At 39.3% G+C, this 18,333-nt stretch carries 4 protein-coding genes and 1 pseudogene; all 5 read right to left on the bottom strand.

From position 1 onward, the window contains the following. Positions 1-61: 61 nt before the first annotated feature. Positions 62-1,453 (bottom strand): peptidoglycan-N-acetylglucosamine deacetylase PgdA, encoded by a 1,392-nt coding sequence (gene pgdA, locus HW098_RS05585; RefSeq protein ID WP_176139512.1) that lies wholly within the window; start codon positions 1,451-1,453, stop codon positions 62-64. A gap of 234 nt (positions 1,454-1,687) precedes the next feature. Continuing rightward, a complete protein-coding gene (locus tag HW098_RS05580; RefSeq protein WP_176139511.1) occupies positions 1,688-2,287 on the bottom strand; it encodes a DUF6088 family protein in 600 nt (199 codons plus the stop codon). Between the two features lie 98 nt (positions 2,288-2,385). Then, positions 2,386-3,300, bottom strand: a complete 915-nt coding sequence (locus HW098_RS10520) for a hypothetical protein (RefSeq protein ID WP_240149462.1) — start codon at positions 3,298-3,300, stop codon at positions 2,386-2,388. Between the two features lie 366 nt (positions 3,301-3,666). Beyond that, positions 3,667-16,704, bottom strand: a complete 13,038-nt coding sequence (locus HW098_RS10515) for a YSIRK-type signal peptide-containing protein (protein ID WP_240149461.1) — start codon at positions 16,702-16,704, stop codon at positions 3,667-3,669. A gap of 1,229 nt (positions 16,705-17,933) precedes the next feature. Continuing rightward, a pseudogene (locus tag HW098_RS05550) lies at positions 17,934-18,333 on the bottom strand (hypothetical protein); the annotation flags it as partial.

Below are 18,333 nucleotides of genomic sequence, written 5' to 3'. Positions count from 1 at the left end.
TAGTACTATCTTTTGTAAAAAATAAGTCTATCACATATCTGACAGACCTATTTTTTCTTGCTTATTCATCACGACTATAATACAGTTCATGAGGTTTTAGGCGAGTATTGAGCATCTCTGGTATGGTCACAAAGGTATAACCTTGATTTTTCAAATACTCAATGACCCTTGGCAAGGCATTGACTGTCGGACTGTGAATATCATGCATCAAAACGATAGAGCCATTAGCTACTTGATGCTGAATTTCTGTCAAAATAGATGCTTCATTTTTACTCTTCCAGTCCAGACTATCCACATCCCACATGATAAAGCTCAAATCCAAGCTATTGCGAATATCATCTGTAATAGCTCCATAAGGCGGGCGCATGAGTTTGGAACTAGAACCCAGCACTTTAGTTAGCACATCCTCAGTATCAGTAATCTGCTTTTTAGCTTCATCAAGAGAAAGTTGCGAGAGAATCGGATGGCTCCAACTATGGTTTCCAACAACATGACCTTCAGATTTTATCCTCTTCACCAAGTCCTCATTCCCAGAAACATTTTTCCCAAGCACAAAGAAAGTGGCTTTAACACCATATTTAGCTAGAGTCTCCAATGCCTGCGGGGTCGTTGCTGGATTTGGACCATCATCAAAGGTTAGAGCGACAACTTTTTGATGTTTCTTATCAAAGTAAGACTGGTACAAGGCTGCGTCTTTTTCAAGTAAGTACGAAGATTGGATAACATCAAAGAAAGCAGATACTGGCAAGGCTATCTCTTCTAAATTTTCAACCGCAGGACTTGGATAAAGGATAATCTGACTATCCTTGTAATCAAAATTCCATGCAGACAAGTCTTGGTCAGAGAAGCTTTTTACAATCTGCTCACTCTGGTCTTGCTCTATTTTCTTATCCTCTAGGACGGAGGTCAATTCTTTTATCAGCTGTTCCTTAGCCTTACTAGCATCTGAAAAGAGTTGGTCAAGTGTAAAAGGTTGCCCATCTTCTGTTAAGTGAACCTTTCCTAGACTGGTCTTTTCAGTCTCTTCAACCTTAAAAGCAACTAAATCATAGATTTGTTTGGTTACATTACGATTGACGACTCCCTTTAAACCTGACTCTTCTTGCTCTGTATAGTAGAAAACAAGATTGTCCTTACTTTCTAGCTTGTCCTTAACATCTTGATTTATCAGCTCCCTAACAGAGGAAATCACTTGCTCCCCTTGGAGAGGATAATAGGCAATCACTTCGGTTTGACCCTTACGAAAATGCTCCTTCTGATTTCCCTCACTTAATTGATCGTCTTTCTCTTTTTTGAGCGATTCAATCTTTTGCTCAAAACTTTTTTGCTGATACATTTTAAAAGCAATAAATCCGCCTAATAAGCAAATAGAAATTGCTAAAATACCAATCAAAGCCAATAATACATGTCTCTTTTTCCCGTGTCTGCCACGTCCCAGTCTACTTTTATTCATATTTATATCATAACAAATTTGAGCAATAATTTCAATGATACAGTTTGGCAATCCAGAATTCCTCCAGCAAGCCAAAGCATCTCACATCAACTCCATCAGCCCTATCTGTAGAGATTATGTAGTTTTCTATCTATGGAATTTCTAGTGGATTGAAGCTAGAATAGACATCGCGACTTCTAAAAACATTCTGAGAAATTGATTTATTTTTCCCAGTCGATTTATCCTCAAACATCCCTATACCTCTGATATTTTCTTGATAATACTATATACCCAGACACTTGTAGTTTTACCTTCAGCTAGTAATGTTGACTTTTCTTCTTCAGATAATTTTTTCCGTAAGTAGTCAATCTGCTGAGAAGTAATGTTCTCTTTCCCCATTGCCTTGACAGATTGTATCACCATTGCAGTTAAGGTTGACATATTTGAAATATCTCCATTATTTCTATGCTTAAATTCTATCCTTGCCTTACCAACATTAAAACTGGCATATCTTCCATCTGATATATAGGTCCATTTTGCTGGTACCTGCGTAGATAAACCAAGTAAATTAAGGGCTGTGTTTCCCGATGGAGCAATGGTCCAATTATATTTTCTAGCAATAGCATCAGCAACTTCATCCACAGAGGCCATTGCATACTCTCCAATCAGTTCTATATATTTTGGTTTATAATAAATACCTTTCAAAATGCGAGTAACCTTTTTGTCTTTTACAAGACGATTTAATGTACTACGAACAGTTTCATATCCTGCAATATCAAAGAAATCATTTGCTATAAAAACTTGATTCGATTCAAAATTTTCTATCCTGTTTACTATTTCCTGCTTATCGTTCATCTATCACGCCTCCTTTGCACCGAATATGATGCTATTTTTGGTGCAAAAAGTCAAATGAGAGTCATTTTATCAAGAGGGAACAGACCTCTTACAATTTCTTATGTAACATCTCTATCCATTTTTATCCCATTTCTTATTTCAGTAATAGCTTGATTATAAAAATCATGATAGTCAGCCGTATTTATTTCTTTTATAATAACGCCATATGTACACAAGAGTATTCTCACATTATCATCTAAATCTCCACCTTTAGAGTAAAAATACACCTTTGTAAATTCAAAATGTTTCTTCTTGTATGCGAGTAGCCACCACAAATCGATTTCAGCTAAATCTAAAGCAAAACCAAGGATATGAACATCATTGCTTACAAAACAATCAATCCATGAATGATGATAAAAATCATTTTTAGAATTCCATCTCCTTAATAATTCAGACGTATATCCTATCACCTGCGAAAGCAAATAGCCATAATAGTATTGTCCTAGTATAATAGACTTTTTTCTCGTTGCTATTCCATGTATATGCCATAGTTTTTTTCGATCACCTAATTTTATATACTGGTAAATTCCTAGCTCCTTTTCCTTTTTACTGATTTCACCCTCCTTCCCATATCCATATAGATTTAAGATTTTTCCAATAGATGGATTAGTACAGATTGTTTTTTCAAATTCAAAGCTGTAATTCGTCGTCAAAATATTCTCTACTTCTAACGTTAATAAGTCCTCAAGAAACTCTTTCTTTCTTTTTGAAATCGTCATCTTATCCTTCAAAAAATCAGTTAGTTCTTCTGCGACAGTCTCTTCTTTCCCCTTATAGAGTACTAAAATCCTCATTGGAAAACGCAAAGACTCGCTTATCTCAGCATGTAGTGAGCATTTCTCAGCTTCTTTTTCACCTCTAAACTTTTCTACATTAAAGGAATCATCATCTTCTGGCTCGTTTGCAAATAATCTATTGATTCCATTCCCTACTAATAAAATAGGTTTGTTTTTTCTACTTTCATGTTTCCCCATTCCATTACCCTTTCTATTTTTAAAGCGCTTACATATACTCCTAAAGAAAGATGGATAGAAAGACGCTTTTCAACTTCTTTCTATCCATTACTCCCTTCAAGAGTCCACACCAGCAATTTTCAGTTCCATTTCATGAACTATCTTACTTGTCTCGTGTTTCTTCTTTATCTTACTCTACCATCAAAGATTTCTACTGATACTAGAGGAGGAAGCATTCCCATCCAAAAGATGGTGTCCTGTTCCCAGAACCACTTCCCCGCTAGAAGCTGGCAACTTCCCACTACAGGTTTGCGACTAACTTTTCCTATCGTCATTATCCAGCAATGTAGTAACTTCTATGGTCGCCTGCGATATTTCACATGTCGCTTATCTTAACTGAGCAAGAATAGCTTTGAGTTTCTCAATCAACTCATCTTCTGTGTGGTCAGACTCTTTCTCATTGGCTAGGAAGGCAACTGCTTGAGCGAGAGCTTCTCGTGCTTGGTCAAGGACTTTCGCATCTACATTTGTAAGGTCGCTTTCTTGCAGAACCTTAGTCAATTCCTTGGTCAATTTCTTGAGTTCTGACTCTTTCTTATGACGCGCGATAAGGAAGAGAAGGAGACCAAGAAGGGCGAGCAGACTGCCAATCATGGTACCATATGGAAGATGACCTTGCTCTTTGCTTGTTTCTTTCCTTTCTTCTTCATCCTTAGTCGCTTGCTTGCCTTTCAAGGATTCGAGTGCTTCTTTGACCTTGGCAGTCATCTCTTTCAAGCCTGCCTCTGTCAAGTCAGCATTTCTAAGGGCTTCTTGACCCTCACCGAGAATGACCTTCGCAGCGTCGATGACAGATTGATCAATACCATCCAAGTCTTTCAAACGAGTTTCCAGCTCTTCAACCAATCGAGCAAGTTCAGACTTGTCAACAGGACGAGTCTCGCTAGGAGTTGCTGTATCGCCTGAATTGTTTGGAGTGTTTGTAGAAACTGGTGTTTCTTGAGCTGGAGTGCTTGCTTGAGCCTGTCCAACAGTAGATGACGGAGTAACAGGGGTGGTGTTACTACTATCATCGGTCGTCACACCAGGAGCTGGAGTATTGGCACTGTTATCTGGTATCACACTGTTGCTATTATTAGGAGCAGGGGTGGTAGTACCGCCGTTGTTCGTGTCAGCACTGTTATTAGTGTCGCCACTAGTATTGCTGTTACTGCTATTGTCGGTATTAGCACCGTTGTTGGTGTTACCATCATTACTTGGTACAGAAGTTGGTTTATCTACTAATCCTGCTTTCGCAGTGTCAAGTTTTTGCTTAGCTGCGTCTGCTTTATCTTTCGCATCTTTCACTTGCGCTTCTGTCGCACTCGTATCTGCGAGCACTTCTTTTGCTTTCGCTAGCGCTGTTTCTGCGTCTGCCTTAGCGTCTTCGTAAGCTTTCTTACTTGCTTCTGTCTTACCTGCTGTTGCTGGTACATCTCCGATTGATGTTTCAAGAGCGTCCTTACTTGTTTGTAGTTGGCTCTTATCGACATCCGCTAATCCTGCTTTCGCAGTGTCAAGTTTTTGCTTAGCTGCGTCTGCTTTATCTTTCGCATCTTTCACTTGCGCTTCTGTCGCACTCGTATCTGCGAGCACTTCTTTTGCTTTCGCTAGCGCTGTTTCTGCGTCTGCCTTAGCGTCTTCGTAAGCTTTCTTACTTGCTTCTGTCTTACCTGCTGTTGCTGGTACATCTCCGATTGATGTTTCAAGAGCGTCCTTACTTGTTTGTAGTTGGCTCTTATCAGCAGATTTCACTTCATACGGAACTTCGACAATTTCTGTAGTGTTATCTGCATAAGTCACTACCACTTCGATAGTATGAGTTCCAAGAGCAGTTGGATAAGTCGTACCATCTTTTAAGGTTGCTGACGCTTTATGATCAACCGTTACAGCATTCAACAATTCTTCATTTGTAGGGGTGTCTCCACCAACTACCTTGCTAATTTTAGTCGTTCCAACTTCATGAGTTGGCACCGCAATTGACGTTGGTGTTTCTGTACTCTTAAGATTTCCATCACCTTTAGTGGCAACAGCTGTAATATTACGGTTTCCTCCAACATCTTTCGAGTTAACAACCAGGTAGTCGCCATCTTTTGTAAATACAGAGTTAGCTGGTACTGTCCATCCATCCCGTTCTGAATGTGTGACAGTCACAGTATTTAGTTGGTTGTCACCTGGAATCGTAAAGGCAACCTTATCCGCATCATCTGGTAACTTAATACGAGTTTCACCATTTTGTTTATTCTCATAAGTCAACTCTGCTGGTGCTGGATTCGTCACTGTAATCGTTACATCGTATTCGCCGACTTTATTTGTGCCAGTTGCAGAAGTTTCAGTTAATTGAACCTTATATGTTCTCGTTCCAACTGTTTCAACGTCAGGTTGTTCTTTCCATGTAGCTGTAAAGTCACCTGGGAAGGCTTTTTCGACATCTTTTTCAGTATATTTAATACCTTTTCGAGCATCTGCTTTCAAGTCAGTCAGAGTTTGACTTCCCTGAGCTGCTGTAATGGTTTTCCCTGCGAAATTACGCTCTTTGGCTACATAAATCGTGCTTTCATCACTTTCCGCAGTAAAGACAGTCTGTTTTACTTTAACAGGTTGGTCTGACGAGCCAATTTCAGCTGTTTGGTCTGTTTGACGTAAGTACATATTATTCTCTAGTTTATATGTCCAGACACCATTTTTCAGTGCACCTTCGCCTGCTTTAAGATTAGCTGGGTCTTTTCCGTTATTAGCATCAATTTCAACAGTTTTACCAGTTTGTAAGGTCAATACAACCTTCGTATCACTTTCAAGCGCTGTACCAGAAATCGTACGATCCACATCACTTAGTTTGGCGTCTTCGCCACTTCCTACAGTTGCATTAAAGGTCGGAACTTCTGGTTTGGCTACTTGCGTATGAGAAATGTCAATAGTAGAACCATCTTCTGGGAAGTTAATCGTAGCTACTTTCGCCTTATCATCCGTAGTTCCCTTAGTATAAGTTACATTTGCAGGTAAGTTACTATTATTTGCATTAACTTCTTGAATTTTAGCTGCAAAGCGCTCTTTGGCTGCATCTGTAAAGTTACCATTAGCGATATCACTATTACCATAAGTCACTTTTTCAGCATTCGTTGGATAAGTGACTTGATCTCTGTAAAAGTCAGCATACGTTTTAACAGTTACCGAATCACTCTTAGCAGAAGATACTTCATAAGCAGTGTCTTCTGTTGTATTTTTTCTAATTGTTTTCTTGTATGTTCCAGCGACAAGGACATTAGCGTTTAGTTGCTCTCCTAATGCTAAGTCTTTCTTGTAGTCAGCTGCCACGAATGTTACTGTTGTTGTTCCAGCTGTAATTTCTTTTTCTGCGACAACAGTGCCTTGAGCGTCTTTAAGTTGGACTTTTACAGTTGATCCTGTCGCTAACTGAGAAGTTTCTGGTAAGTTTGATACCGTAACAGCTGGTTTAGTTCCTGCTTGACCTTGAAGTGTTGGTGCTTTTGGTTTAACCGCTAACGTTACTTTGATGTTTTGATCTGTATAACGATGTGTTTCGTCACCACGCTCACTTTCAACCTTAGTTCCATAGTGAACATTGACCTGTTCTTCTCGTACTCCTATAGTTGTTTGCGCGCGTTGTACTGGAGAAGAACCAAAACCATCCCCCCATCCTATGTACGTTCTTGATGGCGTAGTTAAATTACTACTTGGTTTGACATAAGAGCCAGCACCAACATTTGTAAATGGTTTTCCTACTTCTGTTTCAAAATAGTCTTTTCCTGTTGGATAGTTCGCCTCGTAACCATAAGTTCTGAAAGTAAGTTCTCTTTCAAATTTCCCAGCCCCATTTGGATAAGTTACAATGATTTTTTTAGTGATTAGTCCCGCTGTTGTATTTGTAGGCATTCCACCTTCAAATTCAATAGTCGTTCCTGCTGGTTTATCACCTTCAAAGGTTACATAGAAATCAGGCTTAGCTGGTTGCGTTCTACCTCCAGTCCACCACACTGCTGATGTCAATGGTTGACCAACAACCTCATGATATGTTGTCACTTCTTGGTTATTCACTTTACGAAGAGTAACAGCTGGATAAACGAATACTGGGGTAGTCAATTCAAGGTTATCATAACCATCTAGATTTGCTGTTATCGTTCTAGTTGTTCGTCCTACTTCTTCTGTTGTCGGCTTAGAATCATCTTTCCATGTTGCAGAAGTTAACGTAACACCTTGTGGTACTTCTACGAAGTTAGCTGCATCATCAACATTTTCAATAGTTCCGCCACTGATTGCATAAACTGTTTTTGGCTTCACAGCGACTAGAGAAATAGTTTTCTCAGCTTTATTACCATTCTTATCTAAAACAGCTACTTTTATATCGCTCTTAGAAACATCTTTCAACGTTCCTTTGATAGAGTTGCTTACTGCATCGTAACTCAAACCTTCTGGTAAGTTTGTAACTTTGATATTACTTTCATCAATACCTACTCCATCGTCTGATAGCTCAAGAGGAATATTGACTTCTTTTCCAGCTTCGACAAGTTTCGAAGAAGCACCGATAACTGGTAACGTAGTATCTCCATTAGCAGCTGTTTGACTAGCGCTGTCACTTAAAACATTTTGAGCAACAACCTTAGCTACAACATTTGATTGACCCTTAACGACTTGGTCCTTCAATGTAATTTTACCAGTGTTCGGATCTATGCTAATACCATCTTTCGCACCTTCTGTAATGCTCCATTGATTATTAGCATCCTTAGTAGCAACAACTTTTGTCTCTGCTTGAGGAGTTTTCGTCACATCTCCATTATCTTGCAATTGATTTATATCTGCTGGAGTATAAGTTACTTCTAGTTTATCGACATTTGGTTCGTCTACTGGAGTTGCTGTAACATCTCCGTTAGTTTCAGGAGTTACAGTTGGTACAGCTGGTTTTATACTCTTAACCGGGATTTCAAAGTCTTCCCTTGTTCCATCTGGATAAGTCACAGTTGCTCCGACATAATGACTACCATCCTCTTTAGACTTAATTAAACCACCGTCTTTCATAGCAACTGTTAAGTCTGATGTTTTATTAGTTACATTTACATTACCTTTTGTCGAAGTGAAGGTCAAATTTTCCTTCATAGCGTTAAACTCATCCCCAGTCACTGTCGTCGTGCTAGTAATATATTTCTCCAACGGCTGAGTAGTGATAGTAGGTATGTATTTAGTTGCTTGTGTTCTTGCTTTAAGTATTACACGTGTTGGACTGTTTTTAGTATTGTCTTTAGCTCCTGGAGACTCATGCAACCTATTTCCTGCTACATCTTCTGCATCAGCATAAATAGTTCCAATCGTTCCTCCATCTGTCCACAAGTTATTTCTATCAGCAGGATTTGTTTTCGATAACTTACCTGTAACATTTAATGTAATTGGTGCATCATGTTGTGTTTCAGCGCTATCTTTAGCAAATCTATTAGAAAATTCAAGATTTACACTGCTTAAATTAGTAGGACTTCCATCATATCCAACAAAATTAGCTGCTACTAATTTCCCTGAATTGTCATTAAACGTTGCTATTGGTAAATTAGCTTCTTCTGTTGGTGTGATATACACTACGCGATTTCCATCAGCATCTGTTTCTACGTTTTGGAATGTTACTGTAGGGAACTGGTGGTCTCTATTTCTTACAGTTTCAGTAGTTTCAGTACTTTCTACATTTCCTGTTGTTGGTGTAGTAAGAGCTTTAACTTTTACCGTTGAACCTTCTTTCACATAACCGTCTTTAAGTTTAATCTCTCCTGTTGTTGGATTTACTGTCAGAGGGGCACCCGAACCAAATGACCAAGAATCACCATTCTTCGTCGCTGTGTATGTCACTTCCCTTGGATTATCTCCTTGAGTTGTGTATGTTACACTAATACGATTTACATTCGGCTGGTTGTCATGTGTAATAAGCACAGTGCCATTATCTTGTGGTCTTACTGTTGGCGCTGTTGGTTTGACTTTAAATGTAACTGGTTTTTCTATCTTATCCGGTGCGTAGATAGTTACTCCATTGCCTATTCCAGCAATATCTTTAGTGTATTTTCCACCTTGATTATAAAAATCAGCCACTGCTTTATAGGTTACAGTTCCAGGAGTCGTAAGTTGAGTATCATTTGCTACATCCGAGCTGTCCTTAGACCATTTGAATGTCATTGATCTTGGATAGTATTTATCATCTCCATCCGAATTTGAAGCAACAACCGCTTTAACAAACTCGTGTGCATCTCCTAATGTTGAGTTGAATTCTACTGTTTTTTCAGAAGTTTTTAATTCAACATCAGCAACAATATACTTGAATTTGTATTCTTTTTGGTTATTTGAAGCATCTTTAACTAAAACCTTTGCCTCATGTTCACCTAAAACTGCAGTACTTGGAACTGTATTATCACTATTGAGTTGCGCATTTGTTCCATTAGACATACTTTCGTCTTTAACGAATTCACGCCCTGTTGGAAGGTCCGATGCTTTTAGATAAGTTGTTGTTCCAGAGTTATCGTTAACTTCAAAGGTTGGATTAAATGTAGCACCACGGAATACTACAAAAGTAGGGTTTTCGGTCACATTGTCTTTTAATTCGACACCATTTACTTTCACCTTCGGAGCTACTTTATCTCCTTGGTCTAATGGAATTTCAAAATCTTCCCTTGTTCCATCTGGATAAGTCACAGTTGCCTCAACATAATAAGTATCCGTATCCGCCTTACGTTTAATCGCACCATTGTCTTTACGCTCAATAGTTAAATCAGTGCTATTACGATTTACTTTCACGTCACCTTTTTTAGCCGAGAAGTCTATCTGTTCCTTGATTTTGTTAAACTCGTCTGCAGTCACAGTCGCATTGCTTGCAGTAATATCTTTATTCAAAATCTGTGTTGAGATTTGAGGAGTATATTTATCTTTTTGAGTTAGAAGTCTAATTACAACACGAGTCGGTTCAGTAGCAACGTTTCTGATACTCTTCAGTTGATTACCAGCAGCATCTGTTGCTGAAACGTAACGAGTCACTATGTTACCATTATTAAGATTAGGGTCCCATGCACGCCTTGTGTCTGGATTTAATTTTGGTAGTTTACCTGTAATCTGAATATCATATGGAGCAGCAAAATCACCATTATTAGTTTTAGATTTTATATTATATTGCAACTCATATTGCATATTAGTGCTTTGAGAATCACCCTGGAATAATACTACTTCACTCAGCTTACCAGAATTATCTTCTACAGTTCCTAATGTAATTGAACCATCCGCCAAGTCTTCTGTTGGTGTCACATAAACAACACGTTCCCCATTCACGACTTCTGTATACTTATCGCTAAAAGTAAAGGTAGGTGCTATACGATCTCCAACTTTTGAGTTGGCTGTTACAGTAGTACTTTCTACATTATCAGTCGTGACTGATTTGGCTGTTACTTGTGAATTGTCTTTGATTTCTCGGTCTTTAATCGTAACTACACCTGTAGTGGCATCGATTGTTACACCATCTGTCGGAGCACCTGTCAGTGACCAGCTATTATTTGTCTTATTGGCTGTTACCGTCTTATTCGTAGGACTTGTCGTATTAGCATTTGTATAGGTGAAACTTACTGTATTCACATTATCCTGCATTGCTGGTCTTACTGTTACGTCACCGTTATCCCCTGCAGTTACTGTCGGTGCTGTTGGCTTAACTTTAACCGTTACATCTAATTCAGACGATGATACTCCTTGGCTATCTGTTGCTTTGTATTTCACAACATAAGAACCTGGTCTATTAACATCGACAGTTTTTGTCGCAGCAACTCCATTTACCGAAACAATCTCTTTTGTCACACCATTCCCTAGTGTTGCATTTTGATCGTCTTCTTTATCGTGAGCTGTGACTAGCGTATCTAAGTTTAACTGTCCACCTTTTTCGATTGTTGTTGTATTTCCTTGAGGTCCAGCTAGTGTCGGTGCCTCATTTGTCACAGAAATAGCTTGCCAATCTGCTGGTGTACCATAGTTTCCTTCTGAGATATTGGTCTTCGTGCTGGCTGTTCCCACTTTGATAGGTTTCTTCATTGCGATTGTCACTGTTTCTGTGAAACCATCTTTCGTTGGAGTACCTTTTACTACTGCTTGTGTCGAATCTACTGAAGTCCACGGCCCATCAATACTAGTGCGTTTGAATCCTAAGTCTTTTGTAGCTCCAGTATCTTTATCTGTATATCTCAAGTAGAACATACCTGCATCATGAGGTGTTTTTACGACTACTTCTTTAGCTCCTGCGTACAAGCTAGTTCCACCTGTTTCTGATGGTTCAATAGTTGTCGAACCTACCGCAACAGTAACATTTGTGCTAGGACTTTCTACGCCATTAACCGTCTGAGTAACAGCTACAGGGTCTTTAGCAACTAGTTGAGTCTGGTTAGCATGGTTAGCATGGTTACTATTTAACCCTTCTCTAAGGTTTACTGTCCAATGTCCGTCACTTCCTACTTGGATATTTTCAGCCACTGTCTGACCTGCAACTGTTACTTTGATTTTAGCACCAGCTGTAGCCGTTCCCTTTAGAGTTCTATCATTTGATAACACTTGGTTACCTGTCTGAGTAGTAGGTGTCACTGTTGGAGCGGTTGGAAGAACCTTATACTTAAAGTAATAGTTCTTATCACCCGTTGTTCCATCGCTAACTGTTATAGTAGATGTATAGACACCTGGTGCTGTATTCTCAGGTATATTCCCTGTGAATGTTGGACTAAATGGTGCTTGTTGACTGTACTTAGTCGTCGTATTGAAGGCATCATTTGCATTAGTAGCTGTTATGCCAGGACGCAAATTATCTATTCTAAATTTCGTTAGCTTCTCAAAATTATCCCAAGCTTTCAGTTCTGGTCTGAATGCCTGACCTTGAACCACTTCATATACAGCATCCCTAGTATTTGAGTCAGTTCTTGATTGAGGCAATGTTTGAGCATTATCTCCTGTCCCAATTTTAACTTCAGGTACTGTCGTATCTGTTGGAACAGTAATTTTAGCTGCCTCACTTGGATCTGTATCATTACTTCTTTGTTGTGCACTAAGTTGTGTTCCTGAACGCGCGGTACCAAATGGAACTGTAACCATCGCTGTACCATCTGTAGCAGTTGTCACTGTAACTGTCGGTGCCGCACCAAAATCATTCTTAATCCAAGTTCCATTTTGCTTTTGAAAAATAACAGAGTTGGTTCCCCTTGCAACCTCATAGCTCAAAACAGCTATTGTTGCACTGTTTTCTCCAATTTTAGCCGTAATATCTCCATTAGTAGTTGTTGCTAGAACTGGTTTCGTTGCGAAAGGTTGTTTCTGAGAAGTTGCCTGAACTGTACTTGTGCTTAGAGGCGATACAACTCCATCAAAGACTGTATCAGTACCTTTGTGAACTAAAGCTGTGACGACTTTTAACGGATCTGTTCCTACATTCGTCTGTCTATAACTTGCAGCATCAAAGGTTGCCTTACCATCAGCAGTAATACTTGATGAAGCTAAAACTGTATAATCAGTAGCTGATTTAAAGTAATAGTTTTGATAATCAGGGTCAGCATCTCTACCACCTTTTACAAGATAGGCCTTCCACTCAAGTTCAGGAGAAGTAATATTTCCAAAACCAAGATTTGTATTCAAGTCTTTCACTTTAATCGTTGGTTTTTCACTTGCTTTTTCTTTTAGTTGCTCGTTAGTTGTTTCAAAAGTACCTGCCTTAGGTGGAATAATTACACTAGTCTCAAATGTTTCTGGTTTTCCTGTATCTGGAGTAACCTTCACTGTCAGGGAATGCACTCCTCCTTTATCCCTAGAAAATCCACTTGGATTATTAGCAGCAATGTAGGCAGTTGTTGTGCCAAGTCCATTTTTAACCCAGCTAATACCTAAGTTTTCTCCTCCAGTAACCTCTATTGCTTTAATTTTTGTATTTCCTTTAGCTAAGAACTTAAGAGTATTACCAGTAGTTCTAAAATCAGGTATCAGAGTCTTAAATTTTATCCCTTCTTTAATATCTGTTCCAAACGCGTTAGCTAATCCAATACGTAATTGAGAAACCTCTTTTGATGCTTCCTCACTATAGGCTTTATTCTCAACCTTTTGTTTAGCATAGACAGTAGAGGCTGGTTTTGCTGTTCCATTCGGTAATGTAACCACTGCGGTTCCATTACTACTTGACTGAATACTAATCCCTGAGTTTGCTGTCGCTGTTTCTTTGCTCCAGTTTCCATCAGTCCCTTTGATAAATGTAACATTTTGCTCTTTACTATTCGTATCAGTATAACGAACTACAGCCTTAGTAGCATTATCTTGACCAATCTTAACTGCCAGAGATAAGTCTGTCACATCCTGAGTAATAACAGGTTTAGTAGCAAACTTTTGACCAACGGTAGCAGTCATCTCTGTACTATTATCTGACTCAACAGTTTGTTGTTTGCTACCGTCATAATCAATCCAATCCTGATCTATAACCGTTTTAACAACATACTTACCTTGGGCTAATTCTACACCTGTAAAGGTAGCTTGACCTTTAGCATTTGCTTTCACTATAGCGTCCTTCTCTACGCCATTTTCGAGCATTTTAACTTTTTCAAGGTTTCCATTATCCAACTTACGGTAGAGAACCATGTTATAACCTTGAGTACCACCGCTAGCGGTAACACTTGTCGTAATCTCAGCTTTATTAGTCAATGCTTCAAGCGTTGGTGTCTTAGGTTTTGTTACAAAGCTCAATTTCCCATCATCAGAAGAATTATCAGTTGGGAATCTACGTACATAACGGAAATTATGAACACCAGGTTTCGAAATAATGTCCATAGTCATTTGCTTCTTACCAGCATCCGTTGTTAAATCATATACCTTATTAGTATCTTCATCAGTTACTCTAAAACTCTGATTTCTCTGATTGGCTTCTTGTTTCCCTTTTTGTTTCTCAATTGGTTGATCATTTTCATCACTGTACTCCCCGTATGAAGTGAAGTCAATATTGAAAGCACCATTAACGGTAAGATCTCCAGAGTACGTTAAAACCCCTTTTGTACCGGTATTAAGTGGATCATCAATGTACCTTGGATAGTTTAGAGCTTTATTCGCTCCTTCTGCTTTTACTTGTGTACCATCTGGATAAGAAGTTGCGAAATTAACATACGCAGTATTCTGATTAACTTTAAAATATCCATTCCCGCTTATTTTAAACTTGAACTTATCCGTGTCGTCTCTTTCTTCAGGTGTTCTTGCATACCATTGGTTGATTAATTGACGAGTAGCATTTTCTACACGCTTAAGACCACCAGCGTAAGTTAATTTACCTAAATCGTTTGAACCACTTGTCTCAAAAGTGATTTTATAAGAATGGTCATCACCACTATTTAACGAGAAAGTATACACATCACGAACATCATTCTGAATGGTGTTAAATTTAGCATCTGAATATTTTTGTAAATTACTTGGTTCAATATCTCGTCTATTATAGAAACCTCTGTTTAGATAACCAGCTCCGTAAGTTTGTTCTCTAGCAATATCTTCTAAAGTTCCGACTTTAAAACGTTGAGCTTGAGTTGTTCCTATGTTTGATATCCTTGCGTTTGTTTTATCTTTTGTTCCTTTTTCTACATCTTTAAGTTCCGCACCTCTAAAAGGCGAATCCTGAGGAAGATTTCTAAAAGCATTTGACAAAGCGTTCTTCAGCTCATCTTCTCCTGATGCTACTGTTGGTCTTTCTAGTAATGTTCCACCATTTTTATTAAACGTTTGAACAGATACAGATCCGCTCTTTAGAACTTGACCTTGTGGAAGGGTAAAGTAAACCTTATTGACTCCCAGCGTTTTATGGTTCTCATTAACCGTTATCTGCCAGTATAAACCTGTTTTTGTTGGTCGAACATTGATGTGAAACCCTTGGTAAGCTTCGCTAATCTTTCCACCTTCATAATAAGTATTCCCTACTCCACCTTTTGAATAGAATACATAAGAATACTTAGGGTAGGGAGAACCATTCTGACCACTCTCAAATAAGTAACCTGTTTTTGTATCGTAGTCCGCTGATTCTATACCACTTCTTGTAGCTATCGCTCTATCCTGTCCAGGCGCACGTCTCGTACGTGTTTGTGCTCCTGCCGGCATCGAGCGGAAACCTGACCATCCTGTAGCGTTGGTGCGCGGTTGGATGGTTACATTGTCAGCTCTTGCTGATTCATCCTCAGTTGGAATAGCTTCATAGTCAGATGAACCACCATTCAAAGCTCGTGGTTCAAGGGGACTTGAAACAACCGCTCCATTAGCCTCTTTTTCAGAGAGGACTCCTTCGATCAGTTCACGTGATTTTTTCAGGTCTGCTAAGGCAGCACTAAAGTCTTCTTGACTAATAGTGTCACCTTTAGAGAAGGCTTCATTGAACTTATCAACGGCTGCCTTGGCTGCTTGGATTTTATCTGCCGATGCTCCGTTAGCTCGGAGTTGATCAGTGATAAACTCTAGCTCATCTTTTAGGTCATAAACGCCATTTTTACCTTCTGTATTTGTATAGGTTGGGAGTGCCTGCGGAGTCATTTGAGAGTTTGTCCCAGCAGCTGTTGTGTTTCCTCCAGCAGATGGCGTACCTTGATTTTCATCTGATGTAGGCTCGCTCAAAACTCTTCTACGACTCTTCCCTCCGCTTGCTTGCGTAGCCGCAGCTCCGTCTGGAGTAGCGAGTCCAGTAGGTGTCAGACCTGTAGATGCCAAACCTGCCTTTTCCAAGATTGTTGGAGTTTCTAGGCTAGGTGTCAAGGCTTGATTGACACGGCTGATTAGGGCTTCCATAGCTCTTGTTTGCTCGTCAACCTGTGCTTGTGTCGCTTTAGGGTCGCTCAAAACTGCATTAGCTGCTGCTAGACCCGCTTCCACTTCGTCGTGAAGAGCTTTCATAGAGTCTAGGGTTAAGTTTGCCAACAAAGCTTGCAGATTCCCTTGAGTCGATTTGGCTGCTGTCGTATCAGCGACGGTCGGCTCTTCTTGCTCTTTTACTTCTCCTGCTTGAGAAGGTTCTTGGTTAGCTGGATTTGTCTCAGACTGAGCAGAGTTAGACTCAGCTCCTGCTTGCCCTTGATTGGTTTCCTCAGCTGGCGCTTCCTGCGTTTTCACCTCATCAGCTGCTTTAAGTTCAGCTGGCTGGTCAGTTAAAACCTTGTCCGAGTCTCCCTCATCCGAGCTTCCTAAATCACCGTCTGCCTTTCCATCAGAACCCATCGTAGCTACTTCATTTGTCGTAGCTGGAGTGATGGGTTCATGCGCTGCTACTGCCCCGTTGGCAAAGAACATCAAGGCCGCAACCGCGACACTGGCAGCACCAAAGTGGTATTTTCGAATCGAATATCGGAAAACCTTTTCTTTGTTATATTTTCCAATGTCCATGAAATCTTTCTCCTTTTTTGTAAGTTGTTTTGAAAACAAAAATAGCCTTATCATCTTCAAACTCACATGATATTAAATAGTATTGATAGAACTATTTAACCCACTGCACCCAGTGTACAGTCTAGTAATAATTATACCATACCCCCCCCCCCCCGAATTTACCATCTAATCATCCAAAAATCTTGATTTTTAGAGAATTTTTTAGCATATGTTTATTATATTGATTATAGGTATACACTTTTTTGATTTATTTCCTATAAACTAATAACTTTTCTATATCTTTATTTATGAAAATTTTAGTATAATAATAGTTATAATTGGATGGTTTTTAGTAGTGTGAATATATTAAATCTAATTTAGAAACCAAGTATGGATTCGGATTTTAGTTTGAAAAACCCTCCCTATTTTTGGATTGGAAGAGCTTATCATCAGTTTCTAAAAAATGTCTAAGACTTACGGGACTTATTCGATACCTATTTGCAGCAAGATTAAATGGTTAGCTGGTTAGAAATTGAATTGTTAGCTTTTATTTCATCTCACTATCTCCTATTCCTAGAGCCACAATCTCCTTATTCCTTCCTTTGACGATTCTCATCTCCAAAATCACTCCTATCCCTAGACCACTTTCAGCCCTTACCTCATGATAATCAAGCTTGGAAATATAATAGATTGAAATAAAATATGAACAAATTGATAAGGGGATTTTAAAATAATTTCTAACAATATTTTAAAAGCCCCTTGTACTATCCCAGCTTCAGCTCATTATATTTGTTCTAAATCCATTGATTATTCAATCTAAGATTAGTATTTTGAGCTATCCTACATAAGTCTCCTGGCTTGCTTTTTGATTTTTGTTTATAGGATATTGAATTTGGAATAGTTCACTAGTACTTCTAAAACATTGATAGAAATTACTTTGACTTTCCTGACTGATTTGTTCAGTTCTTATTTCATTCATATATGCTATGAATTAACCGATAGCGGATACCTACGAAGAACTTGCCACTCAGATGTAGGACCTGCCCATCATACAAAAAAACAGATTTCATCCCACAAAGAGATAAAATCTGTTACTATTTTCTACACGATATTTCCGAATTTTTAATCCAGCAGTTGGTCTGCCTGGCTGATGGCTCGCTCGGGGTGCTGGGTAAAGGGTTTGTTCCCGAAAAACTCCAACCATGGTTTACGAACCTCGTCTTTGCTGGTTTCTCTGTATTTTTTAGGTCTTATTTATGGTGGGCCTTCAATAGCGCCTCAAACTCAGATACTGACATACCCAACTGCTGACTAGCAACCTCGGAAGTCAGAAGACCTTGACGAACCATATCTAGGAAGGCAAAAAGTTTTCCACGCTCCAGTCCCTGTTCAATCCCCTCTGCACGTCCACGTTCAAGACCACGCTCTAAGCCCTTTTCCTCCGCTTGTTCCAAGGCATAGTCCTGAGCGAGTAAGGCTTGTTCTTCACGCCTGCGTTGTTCACTAAACATCTTCCTGTCCTCCTCGGACCAGCTCTTGTAATCTAGCAGTTGGTCTGCTTGGCTGATGGCTCGCTCGGGTTGTTGAGTAAAGGGCTTATTACCAAAAAACTCCAACCACGGCTTGCGAACCTCGTCTTTGCTGGTTTCT

The sequence above is a fragment of the Streptococcus sp. 1453 genome (genome assembly GCF_013276955.1).
Taxonomy (GTDB): Bacteria; Bacillota; Bacilli; order Lactobacillales; family Streptococcaceae; genus Streptococcus.
This window is presented reverse-complemented; position numbering and strand designations above follow the sequence as displayed.

Excerpts from the sequence above, each read along its gene's own strand:
- HW098_RS05580 (WP_176139511.1), bottom strand. The coding sequence starts at position 2,287 with ATGAACGATAAGCAGGAAATAGTAAACAGGATAGAAAATTTTGAATCG.
- HW098_RS10515 (WP_240149461.1), bottom strand. The coding sequence starts at position 16,704 with ATGGACATTGGAAAATATAACAAAGAAAAGGTTTTCCGATATTCGATT.
- HW098_RS10520 (WP_240149462.1), bottom strand. The coding sequence starts at position 3,300 with ATGGGGAAACATGAAAGTAGAAAAAACAAACCTATTTTATTAGTAGGG.
- pgdA (WP_176139512.1), bottom strand. The coding sequence starts at position 1,453 with ATGAATAAAAGTAGACTGGGACGTGGCAGACACGGGAAAAAGAGACAT.